Source organism: Saccharopolyspora endophytica, from assembly GCF_018070075.1.
Taxonomy (GTDB): Bacteria; Actinomycetota; Actinomycetes; order Mycobacteriales; family Pseudonocardiaceae; genus Saccharopolyspora; species Saccharopolyspora endophytica.
In genome coordinates, this window is sequence record NZ_JAGPXE010000008.1 from 292152 (window position 1) to 316498 (window position 24347).

General features: G+C 70.3%; 19 protein-coding genes. 5 read left to right on the forward strand and 14 right to left on the reverse strand.

Annotated features, from left to right (window positions below):
- Positions 1-449: 449 nt before the first annotated feature.
- Together KBO27_RS20180 and KBO27_RS20185 are read right to left on the reverse strand one after the other, a co-directional pair.
- The gene (locus KBO27_RS20180) at positions 450-650 is read right to left on the reverse strand and encodes a DUF397 domain-containing protein (RefSeq protein WP_210971435.1); all 201 of its coding nucleotides are present in this window, start codon (positions 648-650) and stop codon (positions 450-452) included.
- Between the two features lie 27 nt (positions 651-677).
- Complete coding sequence (locus tag KBO27_RS20185; protein WP_246537600.1) at positions 678-1589, reverse strand: helix-turn-helix domain-containing protein; 912 nt, start codon at positions 1587-1589, stop codon at positions 678-680.
- Positions 1590-1732: 143 nt separating this feature from the next.
- Here KBO27_RS20185 and KBO27_RS20190 point away from each other — a divergent pair, with 143 nt between their 5' ends.
- The 3 genes from KBO27_RS20190 to KBO27_RS20200 all read left to right on the forward strand — a co-directional run bounded on the left by KBO27_RS20190 (position 1733) and on the right by KBO27_RS20200 (position 3630).
- A complete protein-coding gene (locus KBO27_RS20190; protein ID WP_246537601.1) occupies positions 1733-1981 on the forward strand; it encodes an HC3 family zinc finger protein in 249 nt (82 codons plus the stop codon).
- A gap of 163 nt (positions 1982-2144) precedes the next feature.
- A complete protein-coding gene (locus KBO27_RS20195) occupies positions 2145-2402 on the forward strand; it encodes a hypothetical protein (protein WP_210971437.1) in 258 nt (85 codons plus the stop codon).
- 205 nt (positions 2403-2607) lie between these two features.
- A complete protein-coding gene (locus KBO27_RS20200) occupies positions 2608-3630 on the forward strand; it encodes an acyl-CoA dehydrogenase family protein (RefSeq protein WP_210971438.1) in 1023 nt (340 codons plus the stop codon).
- On the opposite strand, the gene KBO27_RS20205 is transcribed toward KBO27_RS20200, so the two are convergent.
- Complete coding sequence (locus KBO27_RS20205) at positions 3605-5203, reverse strand: FadD3 family acyl-CoA ligase (RefSeq protein WP_210971439.1); 1599 nt, start codon at positions 5201-5203, stop codon at positions 3605-3607. The genes KBO27_RS20200 and KBO27_RS20205 overlap by 26 nt on opposite strands.
- A gap of 377 nt (positions 5204-5580) precedes the next feature.
- Here KBO27_RS20205 and KBO27_RS20210 point away from each other — a divergent pair, with 377 nt between their 5' ends.
- Positions 5581-6912, forward strand: a complete 1332-nt coding sequence (locus KBO27_RS20210; RefSeq protein WP_210971440.1) for an MFS transporter — start codon at positions 5581-5583, stop codon at positions 6910-6912.
- A 4-nt stretch (positions 6913-6916) separates the two neighbouring features.
- On the opposite strand, the gene KBO27_RS20215 is transcribed toward KBO27_RS20210, so the two are convergent.
- The 3 genes from KBO27_RS20215 to KBO27_RS20225 all read right to left on the reverse strand — a co-directional run bounded on the left by KBO27_RS20215 (position 6917) and on the right by KBO27_RS20225 (position 9829).
- Positions 6917-7087, reverse strand: a complete 171-nt coding sequence (locus tag KBO27_RS20215; protein WP_210971441.1) for a hypothetical protein — start codon at positions 7085-7087, stop codon at positions 6917-6919.
- Positions 7088-7380: 293 nt separating this feature from the next.
- A complete protein-coding gene (locus KBO27_RS20220; protein WP_210971442.1) occupies positions 7381-7989 on the reverse strand; it encodes an Rv1733c family protein in 609 nt (202 codons plus the stop codon).
- Between the two features lie 229 nt (positions 7990-8218).
- Positions 8219-9829, reverse strand: coding sequence for a GTPase-associated protein 1-related protein (locus KBO27_RS20225; RefSeq protein ID WP_210971443.1), 1611 nt, complete (start codon positions 9827-9829; stop codon positions 8219-8221).
- 131 nt (positions 9830-9960) lie between these two features.
- On the opposite strand from KBO27_RS20225, the gene KBO27_RS20230 reads away from it, so the two are divergent.
- The gene (locus tag KBO27_RS20230) at positions 9961-10584 is read left to right on the forward strand and encodes a maleylpyruvate isomerase family mycothiol-dependent enzyme (RefSeq protein WP_210971444.1); all 624 of its coding nucleotides are present in this window, start codon (positions 9961-9963) and stop codon (positions 10582-10584) included.
- 1 nt (position 10585) lies between these two features.
- On the opposite strand, the gene KBO27_RS20235 is transcribed toward KBO27_RS20230, so the two are convergent.
- The 8 genes from KBO27_RS20235 to KBO27_RS20270 form a co-directional block, all read right to left on the reverse strand.
- Entirely contained in the window at positions 10586-11527 is a 942-nt protein-coding gene (locus KBO27_RS20235; RefSeq protein WP_132674919.1) for a heme o synthase, read from the reverse strand.
- Complete coding sequence (locus KBO27_RS20240; RefSeq protein WP_132684120.1) at positions 11524-11913, reverse strand: DUF3817 domain-containing protein; 390 nt, start codon at positions 11911-11913, stop codon at positions 11524-11526. Before KBO27_RS20240 ends, KBO27_RS20235 begins: the two co-directional genes overlap by 4 nt.
- A 165-nt stretch (positions 11914-12078) precedes the next feature.
- On the reverse strand, positions 12079-13128 hold the full coding sequence (locus KBO27_RS20245) for an LLM class flavin-dependent oxidoreductase (RefSeq protein WP_210971445.1): 1050 nt from the start codon (positions 13126-13128) through the stop codon (positions 12079-12081).
- 137 nt (positions 13129-13265) lie between these two features.
- The gene (locus KBO27_RS20250) at positions 13266-14570 is read right to left on the reverse strand and encodes a lysine N(6)-hydroxylase/L-ornithine N(5)-oxygenase family protein (protein WP_307870507.1); all 1305 of its coding nucleotides are present in this window, start codon (positions 14568-14570) and stop codon (positions 13266-13268) included.
- Positions 14571-14660: 90 nt separating this feature from the next.
- The gene (locus KBO27_RS20255) at positions 14661-15488 is read right to left on the reverse strand and encodes a siderophore-interacting protein (protein ID WP_210971446.1); all 828 of its coding nucleotides are present in this window, start codon (positions 15486-15488) and stop codon (positions 14661-14663) included.
- 98 nt (positions 15489-15586) lie between these two features.
- Positions 15587-16972, reverse strand: a complete 1386-nt coding sequence (locus tag KBO27_RS20260; protein ID WP_210971447.1) for a DHA2 family efflux MFS transporter permease subunit — start codon at positions 16970-16972, stop codon at positions 15587-15589.
- Positions 16972-17160 carry an MbtH family protein gene (locus tag KBO27_RS20265; protein ID WP_125088916.1) on the reverse strand — a complete coding sequence of 63 codons (189 nt, stop codon included), beginning with the start codon at positions 17158-17160 and terminating at the stop codon, positions 16972-16974. Before KBO27_RS20265 ends, KBO27_RS20260 begins: the two co-directional genes overlap by 1 nt.
- 71 nt (positions 17161-17231) lie before the next feature.
- A complete protein-coding gene (locus KBO27_RS20270) occupies positions 17232-24272 on the reverse strand; it encodes a non-ribosomal peptide synthetase (protein ID WP_210971448.1) in 7041 nt (2346 codons plus the stop codon).
- Positions 24273-24347 lie beyond the last annotated feature (75 nt).

The following is a 24347-nucleotide window of genomic DNA, read 5'->3' on the forward strand; positions in this document are numbered from 1 at the left end:
TGTGACGAGAAAGACGACTCACCGGATGAACCATGCCGCGACGGCACGATTCATCCGGCGCTCCGGCAGAATTCAAATCCACAGTGGATGAATGCTTTCGCGAGACTGCGCCCTCTGGAGTCAGGCTCGTGACGGCCGCATTTCGGCATCGTTCCCGCTGGTAGGAGCCATGCCGCAGCCCTGCGTTGATGCTGCGGGGTTCCGCGCGCATCCGCTGGATGTTCGTCACGTCGAACCGCGCGATGTCGTGATCCGAGTTCGAGCATCTCGGGTTCGTGATTCGACACTTCCCAAAGCGGACACGGCGCGCTGGATTCGACGGGGCGGAATACCACTGCTCGTGGATTTCGGGCTAGGTGGTACCGAAAACCCTCTTCGACCCGACCACGGCGCACTCGCCTCCGGGCAAACAACACGGCCCCCGCCGCGAAGGCAGGGGCCGCGCGCAGTCAGCCGTCGAGTTCGCCCGCCTTGACGGCCGACAGGAAGTCCGCGAACCGGTCCTTGGAGAAAGCTAAAGCGGCCTGGTCAGGAGCCTTCGAGTCACGAACACCGCTGACGTGCGGCAGGTTCTGCGCCAACTCAACGCACTGCCCCTGATCGGTGCTCCGACTCGACTTCCGCCACACGGCGCCCGCCAGCTCGTTCATGTTCGCGTCCTCCCCTTCGCAGGTGTGTCACAGCGACGACGCAAGGCTATCCATGAACTCCACGGATTCGGCAGGAGTGAGCGCTTCGGCACGCATCTGCTCGAAGACCTCGGTGTAGTGCTTGATGTCGTTCGGGCGCTCCAGCCAGACACCACCCCGGAGGTTCTCGACGTACACCGCGTCCATGTCGTCGAACCCCTCGGGGAACCGGAGCATCGAGAACGGCGTCTGCAGACCGAGATGCGCTCCTGCTGCGAAGGGCATGACCTGGATCGTCATGTTCGGCTTCGCGGCCATCGTGACGAGGTAGCGCAGCTGGTTCCGAAGAACCTCCTCGCCGCCGACCGCTCTCCTCAGCGCGGCCTCGTCGAGCACGACGTGCAGCCGAGTCGGGTTCTTCTCGCAGTTGACCCGGTCTTGCCTGGCTTTTCGCAGGCCGATGGAGCGCTGAAGCGTCTGCTCGTCGACGGCCGACGCCCTGACCCCGAACATCGCCTGCGCGTACTCGGGCGTCTGCAGAAGTCCGTCCACCACGATCGGCGAGTAGTTCCACAGCTCGTCGGCGTCGGATTCCAGGCCGACGAACTTCTCGAACCACTCCGGCATGGTGTCGGAGTACATCGCCCACCAGCCGCGTTCGTTGGACTCCTCGGCCTGGCGGACGAGGTTGTCCGACAGCGGGGCCTCCACGCCGTAGAACTGGCAGAGCAGGCGCACGTTGCGCGGCAGGATGACCTGCTTGCCGCCTTCGATCCTGTTGATGGTGGTGACGGTCAGGCCCGCGTACTTGGAGGTGTCGGCGACCTTCTTGCCCGCCTGCTCGCGCAGTTGTCGGAGCTCGCGCCCGAGCTCGCGGCGTCGGAGGTTGGGTCCCGGCCCGTCCTCGTGCTCTTCGACCATCTCTCGCACTCCCTGGCTGCGCATCTGACTGTCGATCATCCTGCAACAGGAGTGCTCACATTGCGTTCACCCATATCGGTAATTGGCGCATGTGTACACATGCAATACCTTCGCTCATGTGGAGCTGATCTTGTGGTCCACGTCGCAACCAGCAGAGAGCACCGCAGATGGAGGCACCGCACATGGGCGAAGCGCGATACCGGCCGCACCCGTTCAGCTGGGTCCCCGGGGACGGCCGACGACACGCGATAGGTGAAGCGCGGCCTCCCGGCGGCTGGCCGGACGAAGCGGAGATCACCGCCCTCTGCGGCGACGACGTCCACGCCGACAACTCGACCTTCGCCTGGTTCTGGCCGACCTGCCCCGACTGCAACGTCGCCGCCCACCACCTCGCCGACGTCCCCATGCCGACGAACCCGAAACGCTCCTGACCCCGCGAAGACCAGGCTCGGCGCCGACGCGCCCCCGACACGACGCCGAGCCCCCAGGACCGGGCGGTGCACCACCTCCCACCGCACCGCCCGGTCCCCCACTCGCTCGTCAATCCAGGATCGCCGCGGCCTCACGCGGGAAGGCGACTTCGGCATCATCATCATGGATGGCGACGGCACCGACCCGACCTATCGGGTTCCGCATCGCGCGCTCACGCTGGCGACACGTTCATTGATCGAGGACCCCCTGTTCCAGGTCGCTCACTCAAGTCAATGGGTGCAGATGGCAGACCTGGTCGCCTACACCGCTTACATGCGAGTCGCGCGTTCACCGCGCAGAAGGTTCAGCTGGGGCTGGTACGAGATGCTGGCCCACAGCTCCGTGACGGGCCCGGAACCCGTTGATGTGAAGACCCTCTGAAAAGAAGCTGGACCCGCAACCCTCAAGAGCATGAGGACGGGTCCGCACGGCTCACTTTACACGACCTCGCCCTCCGCTCCACAAAGCCAGGATTCACTCACCCGTTCGAGATCCCGAACGCGTTGAAGGTTCTGCTTCGGTCTGCTCGCAGGCGGTCGGCCAAACCCCGTCGTGCCGGGCGTGGGGACTCGGGGAAACTGGGAGGATGACTCCGGAGTCGCCCGCGTTGCAGGATGCTCGGCAGATCGCCGAGGACGTGCTCTTCCCCGCCGCGCTGGAGGTCGACGCCGCCGAGCGGGTCCCCGCCGGCCACCTGGACCTGCTCGCCGAGCGCGGCTTCTACGGGCTCGCGGCGTCCCAGGAGCGGGCCACGCTCGACGTCGGCGACCTCGCGTCGGTGCTGCGGCTCATCGAAGTCCTCGCGAGCGGTTGCCTGACCACGACGTTCGTCTGGATCCAGCACCACGGCGTGCTCAGCGCCGCTGAGAACACCAAGAACCGCAACCTGCGCGAGAACTACCTGTCCGACCTGCTCACGGGCAAGCGCCGCGGCGGGATCGCGCTGGCCTCGGCGCTGCGGACGGGCCCGGCGCCGCTGCGCGCCTCGCCGGTCGTCGGCGGATACCTGCTGGAAGGCACCGCGCCCTGGTTCACCGGCTGGGGCATGGTCGACTCGCTGCTGGTCGCCGGCCGCAATTCCGAGGACACGCTGATCTTCGCGATGCTCGACGTCGCCGAGACCGACACGCTGCACGCCGAACCGCTCGACCTGATGGCGGTGCGGGCCAGCGGCACCGTGACGCTGCGGTTCAACAGGCACTTCGTGCCGCGCGACCGGATCGCCTCGACCGTGCCGCAAGCCGACTTCCTCAAGGGCGATTCCAGTTCCGTGCGGTTCAACGGCGCCCTCGCCCTCGGCGTGGCCGGGCGGGCGATCTCGCTGCTCGGCGACGACGCGGGCGGGCTTCCCGGTGAGCTCGACGCCACGCGATCGAAGCTGGTCACGGCCACCGACGAGGAGCTCTCCGAGGTGCGGGCGCAGGCGTCGGAGCTGGCGATGCGGGCGGCCTCGGCTGCCGCGGTGCACCACGGCAGCCGATCGGTGCTGCCGGGCAGTCACGCCCAGCGGCTGGTCCGGGAGGCCACGTTCCTGCTGCTGTTCGGCTCGCGGCCGTCGATCAGGACCGCGCTGCTGAACCGGCTCACCGCTCCGCGAGAACCCGCTTGAGGATCTTGCCGGAGGCGTTGCGCGGGAGCTCGCCGACGAACTCCACCGAGCGCGGCAGCTTGAAGTTCGCCAGCCGCTGCTTGCAGAACGCCAGCACCGACTCCTCGGTCAGCGCATCGTCACCGACCACGTACGCCTTGCCGACCTCGCCGAGGCGTTCGTGCGGCACCCCGATCACCGCCACGTCCCGCACCCCGTCCAGGTAGGCCAGGGCCTGCTCCACCTCGGCCGGGTAGACGTTGAAACCGCCGCAGACGTACATGTCCTTGAGACGATCGGTGATCCGCAGGTAGCCGCGCTCGTCCAGGACCCCGATGTCGCCGGTGTGCAGCCTGCCGTCGTGATCGATGGCGTGCGCCGTGGAGTTCGGGTCGTCGAGGTAGCCGCGCATCACGTTCGGGCCGCGCAGCACCACCTCCCCCGCCTGACCCGGGTCCATGTCGTTGCCGTCGGCGTCGACCACCGCCACCTCGAAACCGGCGGCGGCACGACCGCAGGTGCGGGCGACGGTCTCGGCGTCGTCCCCGGGACGGCACATGGTGGCCACGACCGCCTCGGTCAGCCCGTAGGCGGTGAGCACCGTGTCGAAGCCCAGGTCGGAGCGCATGCGCTCGACGAGCGCGACCGGCACCGTCGCGGCACCGGTGACCGCCAGGCGCAGTCCCGGCAGCTCCCGGTCGCCGCGTTCCGGCGCGTGCAGCAAGGTCTGGAAGATCGTGGGGGCGGCGGCCAGGATCGAGATCCGCTCGGTGTCGATGACGTCCAGCATCGAGGCGGCGTCGAAGATCGCCTGCGGGACCATCGTCGTGCCCGTCAGCAGGCACACCAGGATTCCGGCCTTGTAGCCGAAGCTGTGCGAGAACGGGTTGACCAGCAGGTATCGGTCGCCCTTGCGGACGTTGCCGCACTCGGCCCACGCCCTGGCCACGCCGAGCGTCTGGCGGTGCAGCGACATCACGCCCTTGGCGCGACCGGTGGTTCCGGAGGTGAACAGCACGTCGGCGAGGTCGTCCCCGGTGACCGCGTCGGCGCGGCGCTCGATCTCCGACTCCGGAACCTTCGCGGCCAGCTCGCCGATCTCGTCCCAGTCGTGCACACCGGGTCCCGCCGGGGACGCGGTGCCGACCGGGACGCGCAGGACCGCGCGCAGCTCCGGCAATCCGGCGACCACCTCGCCGGGTCCCTCGCCCGCGGCCTCGTGGATGTCCGCGAGCCGGTCCACGCCCAGGAACTCGTCGGCCACCACCAGGGCGCGCGCCTTGCTGCGGTGCAGCAGGTCCGCCGATTCCACGCCGGTGAAGCGGGTGTTGACCGGTACGAGCGTCGCTCCCGCGCAGGAGGCGCCGAGGGCGGCCAGCACCCAGTGGTGGGTGTTCGGCGAGTTCAGGGCCACCCGGTCGCCGGGTCGGACGCCGACGGCGGCGAACATCCGCGCCAGTTCCCGGACGCGCTCGGCGAGCTGACCGAAGGTCAGCCGGACCGGGCCGTCCACCAGCGCTTCGACCTCGCCGAAGCGCTCCGCCGCGTTCCGGACCGCAGCCGGAATCGACTCCACGCCCTGCGCACGAGCCATCTCGTCCTCCCGGGGTCAGACACCGACGTCGCGAACCCGGGGCGGAGCTTACCCAAGCAAGCACCCGCTTGGTAGCCCCTCGACGCGGGGCGGTTCTGGTCCGAATCGACCTGGCTAAAGGGGCGTTGACGACGCGACCACCCCGACGACCCCGACGTTCGGCCCAGCGGGAAACCGCCGTTCGGAGCAGGGCGGGCACGGGCTGGTTACGAAGGGACCACGGGGCAAGCGGAGGGCTTGTCTTCCGCATTCGCCGTGGCACGATTGCCGCCAATGACCCGGACAGGGCGGTTGCGGGCATGCCTCACCAACTGGGTTCAACGCGGAACCCGGTGCCCGCAGGGGTTTTTCACGCCCTGGTGCATCGAGGAGTGACGATGAGCAGCGCCGCCATCGGTTCCGAGCAGATCCCGCCCACGCAGCCGCGAGAACTCCGGCGAGTGGTCACCTCCTCCGTCGTCGGCACCGCCCTGGAGTGGTACGACTTCTTCATCTACGGCTTCGCCGTCACGCTGGTGTTCAACAAGCTGTTCTTCCCCACCAGCGACCCCGCGGTCGGCACCATCGCCGGCTTCGCGACCTTCGGCGTCGGCTTCGCCATCCGGCCGCTGGGCGGATTCCTGTTCGGGCACCTCGGCGACCGCGTCGGACGCCGGGCGACGCTGGTGCTCACCACGCTGGTCATGGGCGTGTCGACCGGGCTCATCGGCCTGCTGCCGACCTACGAGACGATCGGGGTCTGGGCCCCGATCCTGCTCACGCTGCTGCGGGTCCTCCAGGGCCTGGGTGCGGGCGCGGAGTTCGGCGGCGCCTCGACGCTGCTGTGCGAGCACGCCCCGCCCCACCGGCGCGGCTACCTCAGCTCCTACGCCCAGACCGGCGTGCAGATCGGGCTCCTGCTGGGAACCGTGTCGTTCCTGCTGGTGGAGAGCCTCGGCGACGAGGCCGTGCAGGCGTGGGCGTGGCGGGGGCCGTTCCTGCTCAGCTTCGTGATGATCGCGCTCTCGCTGTACGTGCGGCTGCGGGTCGCCGAATCCCCGGTGTTCGAGCGCATGTCGGCCGATCGCCGCACCATCAAGCTGCCGGTGTTCGAGGCGATGCGCCGCTACCCGCGCAACTTCCTGATCGGCATCGGCGCCCACATCTGCGACACCGCCGTGGTCTACATCTACGCCACCTTCAGCGTCGCCTACGTCCAGGAGACGCTGGACCTGCCGCGCTGGATCGGACTCACCGGCGTGATCGCCTCGACGTTCGTGGTGATCGTGCTGCAACCGCTCTACGGCGCGCTGTCGGACCGGGTGGGCCGAAAACCGCTGAACCTGTTCAGCGTGATCTTCACCGGGCTGTTCGCGTTCCCGTTCTTCGCCCTGCTCGACACCCAGCAGCCCGCGTTGATCTGGATCGCGCTGGTGGTCGCCGCCGGGCTGGGGCTGGCTCCGATGATCGCGGTGCAGCCCGCGTTCTACGCCGAGCTGTTCGGCGCCCGCGTGCGCTACACCGGGTTCGCCTCGTCCCGCGAGATCGGCGCGGCGCTCGGCGGGTTCTCCCCGCTGGTCGCCTCCGCGCTGGTCATCCAGGGCGGAGGAACGGGCCGGCTGGTGGCGGTGTGGATGGTCTTCACCGCGCTCATCTCGCTGGTGGCGTTCGCGTTCTCCCGCGAGACCAAGGACCTGGACATCACCGCGCCGGAGACCGTCCAGCGGTGAGCGGTCAGCTCGCCACGGCGGCCTCGTCGCTCTCGAGCGCTTCGGCCAGCTCCTCGGCGAAGGACGGCACGGGCGAGAACTGCCACGTGGTGCCGGCCGGATCGCACAGCTCGCTGGCCAGTTCCTCGTAGATCGGCACGCTCTCCGCCGTCTCGGTCGACTGCTGCTCCCCCATTGCCGCATCCCCTCATAATCGTCAGCGGGCGAGTGTCCTCGTCCCTGCGATGACGTGCCGGTCTCGGCACCAACCGGCTCGTCAAAGGTGTTACTCCGTTGTGGAGATCCACGCGGGTACCCAAACACAGCGCCGGGTCCCACTGACAAGTTCGGCGGCCACATTTAACCCGACCGGGTGAAGGCAGCGAACGCTGGCGTCGCTCATCGATAACGTTGCCGCCACGAAGCCTCAAGTTCACGGCCACGAAGGGTGACCGAAAAGCGGCTCCGCGCACCGGCGGAGACGGACGGTCAGCGCTGCGACCAGGTCCCTCCGCGCTGGACGTGATCCCACTCGCGGGCCCAGGCGTTCATGGCGATCCGGCGGGCACCGGCCTGCACCGCGCCGATCAGCGCGAAGCTCCCGATCTCCAGGACCACGAGCAGCAGCAGGGCGGCGAACACCGCCGAAGCCGCGATCGAGCCCTCGTCGGGCGGCGGCGGCACGCGGTAGCCCTGCTCGTCGACCCACACCTCGACGTCGTCACCGACCTTCGCCGACGAGGGCACCTGCACGCGGGAACGCTGCTCGTGCAGACCCGCCTTCCACGCCACCTCCGCCGTGGAGCTGACCGCGTCCTGGCTGTAGACCTCGGAGACCGGGATGCTCAACGAGGGCGGCGCCACGACCACCGCGGTCACCGGACGACTGGTGCGGGCCGCCTGCTCGGCGCGTTCGGAGAGGTCCCGGTGCGTGGAATCGGCGAACATGCCCGACACCGGAACCGCGATCATCGCGACCATCAGCAGCATTAACGTGAGCCCGGCGGCGAGCCGGTCGATCGGCCGGCGCAGCGGGTTCCGCCCGATGCCCAGCGCGTTGACCAGCCATGCCGCGTGCGCCTTGAGCGCCGCCCCCATGAGCGAACCTCCCGTGGAATTCCTTCGGCGCGGGCACCGGCGGTGATGCGGTGGTGGCCCTGCGCGATGACTACCCACGAGAAGTATCCCGCCCGGAACGGCGATCGTTATCGCACCGTGACCGGTCATACACTATCGATGCGACGAATGTCCGATATTGACCCTCGGTGTCACGCGTTCAGCCGTACGGCAACCCTTCCCAGTGAGCCCGCTGAACGGCTCCAGACACTCAACGGCGTCGCTGCCACCACTTGCGAGGGGCTCGCTCGGGTTCCGCCGGGGTCTTGACGATCTCCTGCAACCACTCGTGCCAACCGGCGGCGTGATCCGCGGCCGAGACGCGCAGCAGCTTGCTGATCCGCCGGTGATCGGCACGCCTGCCGCTGCGGGCCCAGCGCTCCAGCTCGCGGTCGTAGGCCGTGCGCACGTCGGCGGTCGCGGTGTCCGACCAGGCCAGCACGAAGGCCAGCGCGACGGCGCCGTCCCGCCTCGACTCCTCGGCCCGCTCGTCGTTCCACACCGAGGGCAGCTCGCGCATCAGCAGCCGCTGCAGGACCTGACCGGCCGAGACGATCGCGCGCACCGCCACGCGAGGCTCAGCGGCCAGCAACGCGGTCACGACCTCGGGCAACCGCGCGCGCAGCACCCGCTCGGACACCTCGTCCAACGAGCCGACCTCAGCACCCCGGGAGAACGCGGCCACCCAGGAGCGCACCCGTCCGTCCTCGGACCACAGCGCGCGCTGGTCGGCGCACAGGTGGTGGCTCAGCACGCGCAGCAGGTCGAGGTGGCGGCCGGTCACCTTGGCCTTGCTCAGCACCGAGAACGCGCGTTGCGCGATCGACTCGGTGATGGCCGTGGCCGGCAGCGCGCCGATCAGGCGGTGCAGTTCGTCCACAGTGGGCGGTGCGGCGCTGAACAGCGCGGCCAGCACCGCCTCCGGGGTGTCGGGGAGATCGGGATCGCGCAGACGGTCGGCGAACAGGTCCACGATCTCGCGGCGGGCGTCGCCCTTGGCGCGCACCGCCGCCGAGATGACCGCGGCGTCCAGCGGCTCGAAGGGGTCGGTGGCGGTGTGCCGCAGCAGCGGCCACCAGTGCTCGTTCACGGCGGTGAGAACGACGTCGGAGTGCTTGAGACGCTCGCCGAGGGTCTGCCGCAGCAGCGCGACCAGCTCGTCGCCGCAGGGCCACGCCGCCGGGTCCAGCGCGGCTTCGGGGTGCGAGGCCCACCAGCCCGCGAACCGCTCGGCGGCGAAGCGGTCCGGCGGCAGGTCGACGCCGAAGCGGGTGGCCGTGCGTAACAGCAGGTCGACGCGTTCCGGAGCGAGTTCCGCCGCGGCGTCGGCCAGCAGCGACCGGGCTTCCTCCGCCTCGTCCGCGCCCCACGGGTGCGGGGTCAGCGGCACCGGCTCGGGCACCCGCGCTCCGCCGACCAGATCGGCGATCTCGCAGCGCAGCAGGGCTATCCGGGCGCGACCGGCGTGCTCGGCGGCCAGATCGGTGAGCACCTCGCGCGGCGGCTCGGCGGCCAGCACCGCCGACAGCACCGGCCCGCGCACGTCGGCGGGCGCCGAGCGCAGCCAGGCCGCGACCAGCGCGCAGTCCTCGGTCGCCAGCGCCTCGCCGAGCACGATGACGCCCGCGGCCAGCCGGTCGGCCGGGCCGGCGTGCGGCTCGCCCCGGGTCCGGGCGAACTCGTCGGCCAGCTCGACGACGTTGACCGCCTCGACCGAATCCGGCGTCAGGACGCGCGGCACCCAGCGCCTGGCCGGGGCCTGAGGCGGTTCGCCGGTACTCGGTGGCTCCGGCGACTGCTCCGCCGGACTACCTCCGCTCATCGCACGCTCCCGCGTCTCGTCGTCGATCAACACCGGAACACCCGGAAAGATTATCCGCGTCACCCGACATCTCGTGAGTGAATGGGTACCTCAGGCCGAAGAGAAGAGTCCTTCCAGCCGATCGGAGAAGCATGATCATCGACGCCTTGGACCAGACCTGGCAAGTGTGGGCACGACTGGGCGGAGAGCTGACCGACGACGAGTGGACCCGTCCCACGCGGCTGCCGAGCTGGACGGTCAAGGACGTCTACACCCATTGCAGCCCGTTCCCGTCGGCGACCCTGGCGGGCGTCGAGGCGCCCTCCCCCGACGCCCCGGTCAGCCACGACGACGCCGCCGACCTGCTGTCGTTCATGCAGCGCCCGGGAGGCGTGGCGGAGCAGTCCGCGGAACTGCTCAAGGAGTCGGCGACCACCCGGTCGCAGACGATGTCCACCGACGAGCTGGTCGCCCAGTTCGCGACCGTCGCCCCGCAGGCCATCGACCGGCTCCGCGAGGCCGACCTGGAGAGGACCGTGCACTACGGCGGGTTCGCGGTGGTGCCCGCGCGCGAGGCGCTGCGGATCTTCGTGATGGAGGGCGTCGTGCACTACTTCGACATCGCCGCCGCCCTGGACCGCGAGATGCCCGGCCCGATGGCCGGTGAAGCGCTGAAGGTGACGGTCCGGTTGATGGCCGAGACCGCCGATCCGGTCGCCCTCATCGACGCGGCGACCGGACGCCGCGACGTCCCGGTGTTCCCCGTGATGCGCTGAGTCAGCCGATCACGGGCGTCAGCGCCGCGTCCACCGCGATCGCCACGAACACCAGCGTCAGGTACGAGTTCGACAGGTGGAACAGCTTCATCGGGTTCAGCGCCAGGCCCTTGCGGGCGTTGTTGTGCAGGCGCTGCGCGACCACCAGGAAGATCACGCCCGACACGCCGGCGAGCGCGATGTAGACCCAGCTGGTGACCGGGAACAGCAGCAGCGTGCAGCCGACGGTGGCCCAGCTGTAGGCGAGGATGCGCGCCGAGACCTGCTTGGTGGTGGCCACCACCGGCAGCATCGGCACGCCCGCGCGCGCGTAGTCGTCCTTGTACTTCATCGCCAGCGACCAGAAGTGCGGCGGCGTCCACAGGAACACCACGCCGAACATCACGATCGCGGGCCACTCGACCTTGCCGGTCACCGCGGCCCAGCCGACCACGACGGGCATGCAGCCCGCCGCGCCGCCCCACACGATGTTCTGCGAGGTGCGGCGCTTGAGCACCAGCGTGTAGACGAAGACGTAGAACAGGATCGCGGCCGTCGACAGCGAGGCGGCCAGCAGGTTCGCCCCGAGCCACAGCACCAGGAACGACACGACGCCGAGCGCGATGCCGAAGATCAGCGCGCTGCGGCGCGGCACCTCGTAGCGCACCAGCGGGCGCTTCTTGGTGCGGTCCATGACGGCGTCGATGTCGGAGTCCGCGACGCAGTTGAGCGCGTTGGCGCTCCCGGCGGACATGGCGCCGCCGAGCAGCGTGACGACGACCAGCCACGGAGACGGGATGCCGCGCTGGGCGAGGAACATCGCGGGAATGGTCGTGACCAGCAGCAGCTCGATGACGCGCGGCTTGGTGAGCGCGAAGTACGCGCCGAGCACCGTGCGGCGGCGCACCGGCTTCTCCGGCGCGGGCTGCTCGGACCGGTTCACTGACTCGGGGATGGCTGTCATTTGGCGGTTGTTTCCTCCGCGGTCTGCGGCTGCACGATCGGCTTGCCCGCCAACCGCAGCTCGTGCCAGCGCACGACCTTGCGCTCGGCGAAGAACGCGCCGAACGGGATGGTCCCGGCCAGCAGCACCAGCAGCATCCGGCCCATCGGGACCCGCAGCTGCGTCGTGGCCACGACCGCGACCAGCAGGTACACCATGTAGAGCCAGCCGTGCGCGATGCCGATCGTGGTGACCCACGTCGTACCGGTCTGCTGCGTCGCCGAACCTTCGGGCCACAGGCCGAGGAAATGCCCGTACTTGAGCACCATGGCGGCGCACAAGAGGATCAGCAGCACGGCAGTGACGTACGCCATGATCCGGTAGAAGATCAGCACACCAGGCTTCACGCCAATCCCTCAATCCCGCGTCGTGCCCACACACCGGGCACCTGCAACACCGGTGTCAATAGACCGTACGACACGCGCAACCCGCACCCGCTCGCGACCTCGAACTAGAGTGGCCAGGCACACTCCCCCGCGGCCGGAACCACGTCCGACCTGGGAAGACCCGAGTCAGATCATCCGGAAGGACTTCGCGATCAGCTCGAACGAGCGCAGCTTGGTCTCCGCGTCCGGGAGGTTGGCGGTGATCATGAGCTCGTCGGCGCCGGTGCGCTCGCGCAGCTCCTCCAGCCCTGCCCGGACCGCGTTCGGGGTGCCGTGGACGGCGTCGGCCAGCCAGTGGTCGACGAACGCCTGGTCGAGCTCGGTGTAGGGGTAGTCGCGCGCCTGCTGCCGGGTGGGCTGCTTTCCGGGCACGCCCTGGCGCAGCTTGAGCATGCTCAGCGCGATCGGCCGGACGATGTCCAGCGCCTCCTCCTCGGTGTCGGCGGCGACGGCCTGCACGCCGATCATCGAGTACGGCTCGTCGAGGACCTCGGAGGGCTGGAAGGACTCGCGGTAGAGCTCCAGAGCGGGCAGCGTGTTCTGCGCGCTGAAGTGGTGGGCGAAGGCGAACGGCAGCCCCAGCGCCCCGGCCAGCTGCGCGCTGAAGCCGCTGGAGCCCAGCAGCCACACCGGCGGCAGCGGGCCGTGCGGCACCGACTGCACCTCGGCGTAGGGGTGGTCCAGCGGGAAGTCGTCGTCGAGGAAGGCGATCAGCTCGCCGAGCTGCTGCGGGAAGTCCTCCGCCGACAGCGGCCCCTCGGTGCGCCGCAGCGCCCGCGCCGTGGCCTGGTCGGTGCCGGGCGCGCGGCCGACCCCGAGGTCGATCCGTCCGGGGTGCAGCGCTTGCAGGGTCCCGAACTGCTCGGCGATCACCAGCGGCGCGTGGTTGGGCAGCATCACGCCGCCGGAACCGAGCCGCAGGGTCCGCGTGTGCGCGGCCAGGTGCGCGATCACCACCGCGGGCGAGGAGCTGGCGATCCCGGGCATCCCGTGGTGCTCGGCCACCCACATCCGGTGGTAGCCGAGCTCCTCGACCCGCTTGGCCAGCTCCGCGGTCCCCGCCAGGGCGTCCGACGGCGAGTCCTCGACTCCCACGGTCGCCAGGTCCAGCACCGACAACGGCACCGAGGCCTCGCCCTTGGCCGAACCCCGAATCAGATCCTCACTCGCACTCATCACGCCCTACAACCCCCGCACCCGCGCCCTTGTTCCACGCCGTGACCACGGCCATTCGAATTTCGCGCGAAATTCGAACGCGAACTTTCGGACTCGAATTTCGCGCGAAATTCGAATGGGGCGGGCCGGGAGGGGGTTCAGCTGCGGGAGAGGGCGAAGTCGTGGGTGGGGGTTGTGCGGCGGGCGACGAGGGAGTCGCGGATCTCGCCGGCCCTGACCGCGCCGTTGGACAGCAGCGAGGACGTGATGCCGTGGGTGTGCTCGGTGCCGCCCTGGAGGTACACCGCGCCCGGCAGCTCGCCGGTGGTGCGGACGCGGTAGTCACGCTCGACCTGCAGCGAGCCCTGCTCGTCCCACTCGCAGTGCCGGGCGAGTTCGCCGAGCAGCGTGTAGGGGTCGCGCGGCCGGCAGCCGGTGGCGTAGACGAGCAGGTCCGCGTCGAGGACGCTGCGCTCCCCGGTGGGCTGGAACTCGACGGTCACCTTCGCCCCGTCGGGGCGGGTGTCGACGTCGACGAGCCTGCTGGCGTTGAGGATCCGCAGCCGCTCCGCTCCGCGCACCTTCTCCTGGTAGGAGCGGGCGTAGAGCTCCTCGATCAGCTCCAGGTCGACCACCGAGTAGTTGGTGTTGCGGTGGTAGTCCATGAGCTTGGCGCGGACCTCGGGCGAGGACGCGTAGAAGTCGTCCACGGCCTGCGGGTCGAAGATCCGGTTGGCGAAGGGGCTGTCGTCGGCCGGGCTGTAGCCGTAGCGGCCGAACACCGCGCACACCTCGGCGTCGGCGAAGGTGCGGTGCAGGTAGTCGGTGACCTCGGCGGCGGACTGGCCGGCGCCGATGACCACGCAGCGCTTCGGCTGGTCGGTCAGTTCCGGGACCCGGTGCATCAGGTCGAGGTTGTGCCACACCCGCTCACCGAGTTCGGCCCCCTCGGGCAAGGAGGCTTCGAGCCCGACGGCCATGACGACGTTGTGCGCCCGGTGCACGGCCAGCTGACCGCCGTGCCGCACGACGACCTCGAAGTGCTCGTCGACGGGCTGCACCTCCACGACCTCGGAGTCGTAGCGCACGACGTCGTCGAGCCGCCCGGCCGCCCACTCCAGGTAGTCGTGGTACTCGACCCGGGTGGGGAACAGGGTCTTGTGGTTGATGAAGTCGGCCAGCCGGTCCTTGGCGTGCAGGTAGGACAGGAACGAGAAGTCGCTGGCCGGGTTGCGCATGGTGACCAGGTCCTTGAGGTAGGACACCTGCATGGTCGTGCCTTCGATCAGCATGCCCCGGTGCCATCCGAAGGACGCCTGGCGCTCGAAGAACACCCCGTCGATGGGGTCGTTGCCCGCGGTCCGGTTGTGCTCCTCCAGCGCGATCGCGAGCGCCAGGTTGGACGGCCCGAAGCCGATCCCCAGCACGTCGTGGACTTTCTCTTGGTTCAGCGCCGCAGACACGTCGTCCCCTCGGTTCGCCGGTGCCCGACTCGCGGGCGAGTGGATGTACCGGCGAACCCGCGGGGGTCAGGCCGGATTTCGCCGCGTCGGTCAGTCCCGATCGTGGTTGTGCTTGTCGTGGTACTCGGTTTCGGCCATGCCGTACTTCCAGTAGCCGATGGCCAGCACGGATTTGCCGTCCATGCCTCGCTCGTCGCGCAGGTGCCGCCGGATGCCGCGCACCACGCCGGACTCCCCCGCCACCCAGGCGGAGACGTCGACGTCGGCGGGCACGTCCAGCCCGTGCACGGCGTTGATCAGCTGCTTCGACAGGCCCGCCGGGCGACCGTCGCGGTGCAGCCAGGTCCACCGCAGGTCCGGCGGGCACTGCACGTGCTGCCGGTCGTCGGCGGAGTCGACCTCGACGAGCACGTGGCCGCGCGCGGTGGGCGGCAGCGATTCGACGATGCCGGCGATCGCCGGCAGGGCGGTCTCGTCGCCGGCCAGCAGGTACCAGTCGGCGGCCCGGCAGGTCTTGCCGCCCGGGCCCATCACGCCGAGGCGGTCTCCGGGCCGGGCGTTGCGCGCCCAGTTGGAGGCCACCCCGTGCTCGCCGTGCATGACGAAGTCGATGTCGAGCTCGCCGCGCGACTCGTCGTAGCGGCGGACGGTGTAGGTGCGCATGGTCGGCCGGACTTCCGGCTCCGGCCAGCTGTACCGGCCGGTTTCGGGGTCCAGCTGCGGGAGGACCGGGCGGTCCTGGCCCTGTCGCGGCACGAAGACCTTGATGTTGGGTCCGGTGTGCTGGTCGAGGAACCCGGACAGCTCCTCGCCTCCGAGGGTGACCCGACGCATCGACGGGCTCAGCTCGGCGGTGCGCAGCACCTCGAGGTCACGTGCCGGGGGCCGGTTGCGCCGAAGTCGATCCGCAGTACCCATCGACCATGCGTTCCTTTCCGCTCCACCAACGATCATTGAGTTAAGGCTAGCCTAACCATAGATCGGACGATTGTCTTCCCCTCGGTGGCTCAGATCTCTCAGCGACCCGCCGGGACCGGTTCCCGTTGCAGCACCACGGATTCCGTCACGCGCAGGGCCAGCAGCACACCGATGATCGCGAATCCGGCGGAGGTCAACATCGCCAAGTGGTAGGAACCCAGGCCCGGTCCGGAGGCCGCCAGAACGCTGGCCGTGATGGCCACGCCGAGCGCCGAACCCACCTGCCGCTGCACGTTGAACAGCGTCGACGCACCGCCGGTGTCGGTCTTGTCGATGGTCATGAACGCGACCACCTGCAGCTCGGCGGTGGCCGCCCCCACGAAGAAGCCGGAGGCCAGTTGGACGAGCGCGGCCATCCACACGTCGTGCGGACCGATGAGGTTCATCGCCGCGAAGGACACGGCCGCGCCGAACATCGCCACCGCGATCAGCGGTCGCGGCCCGAACCTGCGGTGCGCCCAGCCGACCAGCTGCGAGGCGATCATCAGCCCCACCGCCTTCGGCAACGTCACCAGGCCCGTCTCCCACGCCGATGCGCCCAGCTCCACCTGGTACATCAAGGTGAACCCGTAGAGCGTGCCGAGGAATCCGACCAGGCAGGTGAACAGGATCAGGCTGGCTCTGCGGAAGTGGTCGTCGGCGAACAGCCGCAGGTCCAGCATCGGGTGCTCGGTGCGCAGCTGGGCCCGCACGAGCAGGCCCAGCAGGACGAGCCCGGCCGCACCGGCCAGCCAGCTCAACGTCGCCGAGGCACCGGTGGCGATGCCCTCCAGGCTGAAGACCACGAGTCCGAGACCCGGTGCCGCCAGCGCGAATCCGCGCAGGTCGAAGCGCTTGTCCGGCGCCTCCACGTGTTCCCGCAGCAGCAGCGCGCCGAAGACGAGCGCGGCGACGCCGACGGGCAGGTTGATGAAGAAGCCCCAGCGCCAGGTGAGGTGCTCGACGAAGAACCCGCCCAGCACCGGTCCGAGCGCGGGCGCCACCGCCGTGGGCAGCAGCAGGACCCGCGACAACCGGATCCGCTCGGCCGGCGGGTAGGCGCGGAACAGCAGGGTCAGCGCCACCGGGCTCATCACCCCGCCACCGGCGCCCTGCAGGATCCGGGCCAGCGTCAGCTGCAGCAGGTCGGCCGACAGCCCGCACAGCGCGGAGGCGAGCACGAACACGCCGAAGGCGGACAGGAAAACCCGCTTCGTGCCGTACCGGTCGCCGAGCCAGCCCGAGACCGGGATGCACACCGCGAGGCTGACCAGGTAGCCGACGTTGACCGAGGACGCCGAGCTCGCCGACACCGAGAAGTCCTCGACCAGCGCGGGCAGCGCGACGTTGACGATGGTGGCGTCCATGCCGTTCATGAACATCGCCGCGACGTAGCAGACGCAGACCGCGACCTGCGGGTTCACCCGGCGCAACGCGGTGGCCATCAGCGGGCGGGCCGCATGTCGGTCCAGTGCACCTCGATGTGGTCGACACAGGACTGCCGGTCGGCCGGGCCGTGCGCGACGGTCCACCCGGCGGGCACCTCGATCGCGGCCGGCCACAGCGAGTACTGGTCCTGATCGTTGATCAGGGCGTAGTACTGCGCGTCCGGGTCCTCGAACGGGTTCGTCATCGTCTTGCTCCTCCTCGGTCCACCGATCACTCGACCTCCCCGAAACACCGCCCGGCGGGCGGAACGCCGGGTCAACCCTCGGTCTCGGTGAGTGCTCGCTGCACGACTGCCGCGATCTCGGCCAGCGGTTCCGGCTGGGTCATGTCCTTGTGCTCGCAGGCGATGTCGTGGTCGATCACGTCTCCGTCCACGTACGGCTGCCACATCGCGCTGGTCAGCGACTCCTTCGCCGGGTTGACGGTGGCGCTGAAGAACAGCACGTCACCCCGGAACTTGTCGTGGTCGGCGGAGTTCTCCAGGACCGCGCAGTTGGCGAAGTTGTCGATGATGGCGGTGACGCTGTGCTCCTCCAGGTTCGCCAGGGCGCTGCCCTCGGCGGAGAGGATCTCCAGCACGTCGGACCGCGTCAGCGGCCCTTCGCCGAGCTCGGAGAGGTCGTAGCCGGCCATGTAGAGCAGGGCCAGCAGCGCCTCCTCCTCGGTGGGCAGGGTGTCCCAGACGTCCTTGGGGTAGGAGTCGAGCATGCTCAGGAAGCGCACCTCCTCCCCCTCGGCCTGCAGGTGGGTCGCCATCTCGTGGGCGACCACGCCGCCGAAGGACCAGCCGAGGAAGTGGTACGGCCCGTGCGGCTGCACCGCCCGGATGTGCTCCAGGTACTCGGCGGCCATCTCGGCGAGGCTGCCCGCGACCGGCGCCGGTTCGGCCAGGCCCCGGGTCTGGATGCCGTAGATCGGTCGCTCGTCGTCGATGAGCTTGAGCAGGCCCGAGAACGGCCACGCCAGACCGGCCGCCGGGTGCACGCAGAACAGCGGCTGCTTGCTGCCGCTGGTGCGCAGCGGCAGCAGGATCTCCAGCGCGTCCCGGCTGCCTCCGGTGTGGATCCGCTCGGCGAGCCCGGCCACGCTGGGCGCGGCGAACAGGCTGCCGACGTTGACCTTGATGCCCAGCGCGTCGCGGATCCGGCCGATCAGCTTGGCCGCGAGCAGCGAATGCCCGCCCAGGTCGAAGAACCCGTCGTGGACGCCGACCCGCGGCAGGTCCAGGACCTCGGCGAACAGCCCGCAGAGGATCTCCTCGGTGGGGTTGCGCGGCATGTCGTTGCCGACGGCCTCGGCGAGGTCGGGCGCGGGCAGCGCGCGCCGGTCGAGCTTGCCGTTGGGCAGCAGCGGCAGCGCGTCGACGAACACCACCGCGGCCGGGACCATGTAGTCGGGCAGCTCCTCGCCGACATGACGACGCAGTGCCCCGGCGTCGGACTCGGCGTCGGGGTCACCGACGACGTAGGCGACGAGGCGCTTGTCGCCCGGGGTGTCCTCGCGGACCACGGCGGCGACCTGCGCGACGGCGTCGTGCCTGGCCAGCACGGCTTCGACCTCGCCGAGCTCGATGCGGAACCCGCGGATCTTGACCTGGTCGTCGGCGCGGCCGGCGAAGTCCAGCGTCCCGTCCGCGCGCCACCGCACCAGGTCACCGGTGCGGTACATGCGCGCGCCGCGCTCGCCGAACGGGTCCGCCACGAACCGCTCGGCGGTCAGGCCCGCCCGGTTGAGGTAGCCGCGGGCCAGTCCGAGCCCGGAGACGTAGAGCTCGCCGACGACGCCGGGCGGGCACGGCTGCAGCCGCTCGTCGAGCACGTACACGCGGGCGCCCGGGTCGGGCACGCCGATCGGCACCGAGCTCGACACCGCGTCGGGGTCGCAGTCCCACAGCGTGGTGTTCACGGTCGCTTCGGTGGGTCCGTAGCAGTTGAGCATCGGCCGGTCCCGGCCCCAGCGCTGCACCAGGTCGGAGGGCACCTTCTCGGCACCGCACAGCAGCGTCGCGTTCTCCGGCAACCGCACGTCCGCCGGGAACATGCCCATCATCGACGGCCCGATCGCCAGGTGCGTCACCTCGTGCCGCCGCACGTACTCGGCCAGCGCTTCGCCGGGAACCCGCAGGTCGGAGGGCACGACGACGAGCGTTCCGCCGCCGAGCAGACCCATGCACATCTCCCAGAACGCCACGTCGAAGCTCGGTGAGGCGAACTGCAGCACCCGGCTGTCCGGGGTGATGCCGACGCGGCGGCTCTGGGTGGCCAGCAGCTTGCCGATGCCCCGGTGCGCGACGACGACGCCCTTGGGCGTGCCGGTGGAGCCGGAGGTGTAGATGACGTAGGCGGCGTCGTCGAGCTCCGGCTCCGGCAGGCGCGGATCGCCCTCGGGACGATCGGCGTGGTGCACCAGCGTCGTCGGCAGGTCGGCGTCGCGGTCGTCGGTGAGCACCAGGCGCGGCCGGGCGTCCTCGACCATGTGCCGCAGGCGTTCCGGCGGGTACTCCGGGTCGAGCGCGAGGTAGGCGGCACCGGCGTGCATCGCCGCGAGCAGGCCGATGATCAGCTCGGCCGAGCGCGGCAGCATCACGCCGACGATGTCGCCCGGTCCGGCACCGCGTTCCACCAGCAGTTTCGCCTGCTCGGTGACCTTCTCGCGCAGCTGCCGGTAGGTGAGCTCGGTGTCGGCGAAGACGAGCGCGGGCTTGTCCGGGGTGGCGGCGGCGCGCTCGGCGAGGACCTGCGGGAAGGTTCCCGCCGGGCCGACGTCCCCGGTCGCGTCACCCCAGGCCAGGACCTGCTCGCGCGCCTGGTCGCCGAGGATGTCCAGCCGTCCGATCGGCGTTTCCGGTGCGGACACGGCGGATTCGAGCAGCATCGCGAACCGCTCGACGAGGGATTCCACGGTGCGCTCGCCGAACAGGTCGGTGCTGTACTGCACCAGCCCGCGCACGTCGCCGTCGGCGCTCTCGCTGAGGCTGAAGGCCAGGTCGAACTTCGCCGCCCCGGCCGGGATGGTGTCCACAGCCGTCTCCACGCCGGGCAGGTCGGCGCGCACCGACTCGGCGGCGCCCCAGTAGGCCAGCATGACCTGGAACAGCGGGTGCCTGGCCAGCGAGCGGGCCGGGTTGAGCAGTTCGGCGAGCCGCTCGAACGGCAGCTCGGCGTTGCCGAACGCCGCCAGGTCGGTGTCGCGGACCCGGTCGAGCAGTTCGGCGAACGTCGGCTCGCCGGAGGTGTCGGTGCGCAGCACGAGGCTGTTGACGAAGAACCCGACGAGGTCGTCGAGCCGGTCGTCACCGCGTCCGGCGACCGGCGAACCGATCGGGATGTCGGTGCCGGCGCCCATCCTGGTCAGCAGCGCGGCGAGCGCGGTCTGCAGCACCATGAACGGGCTGGCCTGGTGCTCGGCCGCGAGCTCGCGGATGCGCCGGTGCAGCCCGGCGTCGAGGTCGAAGCGCACGGTCTCGCCGCGGTGGCTCGACACCGCCGGGCGCGGGTAGTCCGTGGGCAGTTCCAGCTGGTCGGGCAGGCCTGCGAGCTCCTGCTTCCAGAAGTCCAGCTGCTGGGCCGCCAGGCCGTTCGGGTCGTCCTCGTCGCCGAGCAGTTCTCGTTGCCACAGCGCGTAGTCCACGTACTGCACGGGCAGCGGTTCCCACTCCGGCGCGCGGCCGTCGAGCCGGGCGGCGTAGGCGGCCGACAGGTCGCGCACCAGCGGGCGCACCGACCACTCGTCGCCCGCGACGTGGTGCAGCAGCACCAGCAGCGCGGTGCGCTCGCCGTCGCGGAACAGCTCGGTGCGGATCGGCGGTTCCTGCGCCAGGTCGAAGCCCCGGCGCGCCGCACCCGCCAGCGCGGAGTCCACATCGGACACCTCGGTGACGGGGAGTTCCGGCACCTGCTCGCCGACCAGCTGACGCGGTTCGCCGAGCGCGTCCGGGAACGTGGTGCGCAGGCTCTCGTGCCGGGAGACGACGTCGCCGATCGCCGCGCGCAGCGCGGTCACGTCGGGCTCACCGGTCATCCGCAGCACCAGCGGCATGTTGTAGGTGGCGCTGGGTCCTTCGAGCCGGTTGAGGAACCACAGCCGCTGCTGCGCGAACGACAGCGGGACTTCCTCGGGACGGTGCACGGGACGCAGCTCGGCCCTGCCGCCGCCCGAAACCTCCAGCCGCTCGGCCAGTTCCGCGACGGTCGGGTGGTCGAAGAGGGTCCGGATGCCCAGTTCGGCGCCGAGTTCGGTGCGCACCCGCGCCAGCAACCGGGTCGCGAGCAGCGAGTGCCCGCCGAGCTCGAAGAAGCCGTCGTCGATGCCGACCTGCTCGGCGCCGAGCACCTCCCCGAACAACCGGCACAGCGCCCGTTCGGCGTCGTTGCGCGCCTGCCGACCGCCACCGGCGACCTCGGGCGCGGGCAACGCCTTGGCGTCGAGCTTCCCGTTGGCGGTCAACGGGATCTCGTCGACCGCGACGAACGCGGCCGGGACCATGTAGGAGGGCAGCCGGTCGGCCAGGTGGGCGCGCAGCTGGGCCGGGTCGGCGTCGCCGACGGTGTAGCCGACCAGCCGCTCGTCGCCCGGGACGTCCTCGCGCACCACGACCGCGGCCTGCTTGACCTGCGGGTGCACGGCCAGGTTCGCCTCGATCTCACCGAGCTCGATGCGGAATCCGCGCACCTTGACCTGCTGGTCGGCCCGGCCCATGAACTCGATGGACCCGTCGGGCCGCCAGCGACCGAGGTCACCGGAGCGGTACATCCGGGAACCGGGTTCGCCGAAGGGATCGGCGACGAACCGCTGCGCGGTCAGCCCGCGCCGCCCGAGGTATCCGCGCGCCAAGCCCTCACCGGCCACGTACAGCTCACCGGTCACGCCGGGCGGAACAGGTTGGAGCAGCGAATCCAGCAGGTAGACGCGCAGGTCCGGGATGCCGCGGCCGATGACGCTGCCGTCGCGACGCGCGACCAGGTCGGCGTCGAGCTCGACGTAGGACACGTGCACGGTGGTCTCGGTGATCCCGTACATGTTGATCAGCTTCGGCGACTCGGGGTGCCGCCGGTACCAGTCGTCCAACCTGGACAGTTCCAGCGCTTCGCCGCCGAACACGACGTAGCGCAGCGCCAGCCGCGCGCCCGGGTTCTCCCGGTCGGCCTGGCTGAGCTGGTAGAACGCCGAGGGCGTCTGGTTGAGCACGGTGACCTGCTCGCGTTCGAGCAGGTCCAGGAACTCCTTCGGCGAGCGGCTCACCTCGTGCGGCACCACGACGAGCCTGCCGCCGTGCAGCAGCGCGCCCCACAGCTCCCACACCGAGAAGTCGAAGGCGTAGCTGTGGAACAGCGTCCACACGTCCTCGCCGGTGAAGCCGAACCACGGGTCGGTGGCCGAGAACAGACGCACCACGTTCTGGTGCGGGATCGACACGCCCTTGGGCACCCCGGTCGAACCCGAGGTGTAGATGACGTAGGCGGCGTGTTCGCTGGTCAGCGGCCCGCGCTCACCTGGCTTGGGGTTGCGCTGGGAGTGCCGGACGATCTCGGCGATCGCCTTGTCCTCGTCCAGCAGCACCCGCGTGATGCCCTCGGGCAGCCGGTCGGCGTGCTCGCGGTCGCTGATGAGCATGGTCGGTTGCGCGTCGCCGACGATGTGGGCGAGGCGCTCGGCCGGATGTCCCGGGTCCAGCGGCAGGTAGGCGGCTCCCGCCTTGAGCACCGCCAGCAGCGACACGACGAGCTCGGTGGAGCGCGGCAGCGCCAGCGCCACCAGCTGCTCGGGCCCCACGCCGTGGTCGATGAGGTGGTGCGCGAGCTGGTTGGCCCGCGCGTCCAGCTCGGAGTAGGTCAGCGACTCGTCCTCGAAGGTCACCGCCACCGAGTCCGGCGTGCGCTGCGCCTGCTCCTCGAACAGCTGGGGCAGGGTCGCGGGCTCCGCTTCGGCGAAGCCGGGCACCGGCGCGTTCCACTCGTCGAGGACGCGGGTGCGCTCGGCCGGCGTGAGCAGGTCGATCCGCCCGACCGGGAAGTCGGCGTCGGTGCCTGCGAAGGAGTCCAGGAACCGCAGGAACCGCTCGCGGTGACCGGTCAGCTCCTCGGCGGTGTAGCGGTCGGGGTTGGCGTCGAACTCGAAGCGCAGCTCGTCGCCCTCGGTGTAGACCAGCACGCTGAGGTCGTCGACGGGTCCGGCGGCGATGTTGTGCACCTGGCCCGGCGCACCGGCGAAGTCCAGGTCGTAGTCGAAGGACTTGATGTTGATCATCGGCCCGAACAGCGCCCGGTCCGAGCCCAGCAGCATCAGGTCGCGACGCAGCTGCTCGCTGCGGTAGCGCTGGTGCTTGCGCAGGTCCCGCACACCCTTGGCGACCTGCGCGATCAGCTCGTCGCGGGTGGTGCCCGGCTCGACGCGCAGCCGCAGCGGCAGCACGTTGACGACCATGCCCGGCACCCGCAGCGCGACCGAACCCATCCGGCCCATCACCGGCAGGCCCAGCACGACGTCGTTCGCCCCGGTCATCCGGTGCAGGTAGGCGCCGAAGGCGGCGATGAGCGCGTACGGCCAGATGGTGCGCGCCGCTTCGGCGGCCGCGCCCAGCTCCTCCAGCGAGGAGGTGGCGGCGAGCTGCCGGTGGAAGGTGTGCGCGGTCGGCCGCGAGCGCTCGGTCAGGGTGACCACGTCCGGCTCGTCGGCGAAGCGCTCGCGCCAGTAGGCCGCGTCGCGCTCGGCCTTCGCCGATTCCAGGTACGCGCGTTCGTCGTCGATCAGCGCGTCCAAGCCGGCGAACGGCGACTCGCCGGGATCTTCGCCCGCCGCCAGCGCGCTGTAGAGCTCGGCGACCCGGCGGATGATGATCGAGAAGCCGTAGCCGTCGATGGCCACGTGGTGAATGCGCTGGTACCACCACCAGCGCCGCTCTCCGAGCTTGCACAGCGCGGCGGTCCAGAGCCTGCCGCCGTCGCCCTGCGAGCGGGTCAGGTCGACCGGTGCGTTCAGGTCGGCCTGGATCCACTCCTGCGCGCGGGTGTCCGGATCTTCCTCGTCGGAGAAGTCCAGCACCGGCAGCTCGACGGCATCGAGCGCGTCGATGACCTGGTGCGGACCGTCCCCGTCGTCGACGACCCGCATCCGCAGCGTCTCGGCTTCGGCGACCACCGCGCGCAGCGCCTCGGCGAACAGTTCCGGGTCGACCTCGGCCGCGATCTCCACGCGCTCAGCGGTGTTGAAGATCGGATTGGCCCGGTCGAGTTGCTGGGCGAACCAGATTCCGGCCTGCGCCGCGGACAACGGCAGCTGGTCAGCTCGCGACGGCATTGCTCTCCCCACGATCAACACAAAAGTAAGGCTAACCTTAGTTCAGGTTCGATCGGGAGCACAACCGCACGCCAG

Excerpts from the sequence above, each read along its gene's own strand:
- KBO27_RS20225 (WP_210971443.1), bottom strand. The coding sequence starts at position 9,829 with ATGAGCGGAGGTAGTCCGGCGGAGCAGTCGCCGGAGCCACCGAGTACC.
- KBO27_RS20255 (WP_210971446.1), bottom strand. The coding sequence starts at position 15,488 with ATGGGTACTGCGGATCGACTTCGGCGCAACCGGCCCCCGGCACGTGAC.
- KBO27_RS20200 (WP_210971438.1), top strand. The coding sequence starts at position 2,608 with ATGACTCCGGAGTCGCCCGCGTTGCAGGATGCTCGGCAGATCGCCGAG.
- KBO27_RS20180 (WP_210971435.1), bottom strand. The coding sequence starts at position 650 with ATGAACGAGCTGGCGGGCGCCGTGTGGCGGAAGTCGAGTCGGAGCACC.
- KBO27_RS20185 (WP_246537600.1), bottom strand. The coding sequence starts at position 1,589 with ATGATCGACAGTCAGATGCGCAGCCAGGGAGTGCGAGAGATGGTCGAA.
- KBO27_RS20260 (WP_210971447.1), bottom strand. The coding sequence starts at position 16,972 with ATGGCCACCGCGTTGCGCCGGGTGAACCCGCAGGTCGCGGTCTGCGTC.
- KBO27_RS20210 (WP_210971440.1), top strand. The coding sequence starts at position 5,581 with ATGAGCAGCGCCGCCATCGGTTCCGAGCAGATCCCGCCCACGCAGCCG.
- KBO27_RS20265 (WP_125088916.1), bottom strand. The coding sequence starts at position 17,160 with ATGACGAACCCGTTCGAGGACCCGGACGCGCAGTACTACGCCCTGATC.
- KBO27_RS20205 (WP_210971439.1), bottom strand. The coding sequence starts at position 5,203 with ATGGCTCGTGCGCAGGGCGTGGAGTCGATTCCGGCTGCGGTCCGGAAC.
- KBO27_RS20190 (WP_246537601.1), top strand. The coding sequence starts at position 1,733 with ATGGGCGAAGCGCGATACCGGCCGCACCCGTTCAGCTGGGTCCCCGGG.
- KBO27_RS20235 (WP_132674919.1), bottom strand. The coding sequence starts at position 11,527 with ATGACAGCCATCCCCGAGTCAGTGAACCGGTCCGAGCAGCCCGCGCCG.
- KBO27_RS20230 (WP_210971444.1), top strand. The coding sequence starts at position 9,961 with ATGATCATCGACGCCTTGGACCAGACCTGGCAAGTGTGGGCACGACTG.
- KBO27_RS20220 (WP_210971442.1), bottom strand. The coding sequence starts at position 7,989 with ATGGGGGCGGCGCTCAAGGCGCACGCGGCATGGCTGGTCAACGCGCTG.
- KBO27_RS20215 (WP_210971441.1), bottom strand. The coding sequence starts at position 7,087 with ATGGGGGAGCAGCAGTCGACCGAGACGGCGGAGAGCGTGCCGATCTAC.
- KBO27_RS20270 (WP_210971448.1), bottom strand. The coding sequence starts at position 24,272 with ATGCCGTCGCGAGCTGACCAGCTGCCGTTGTCCGCGGCGCAGGCCGGA.
- KBO27_RS20245 (WP_210971445.1), bottom strand. The coding sequence starts at position 13,128 with ATGAGTGCGAGTGAGGATCTGATTCGGGGTTCGGCCAAGGGCGAGGCC.
- KBO27_RS20195 (WP_210971437.1), top strand. The coding sequence starts at position 2,145 with ATGGATGGCGACGGCACCGACCCGACCTATCGGGTTCCGCATCGCGCG.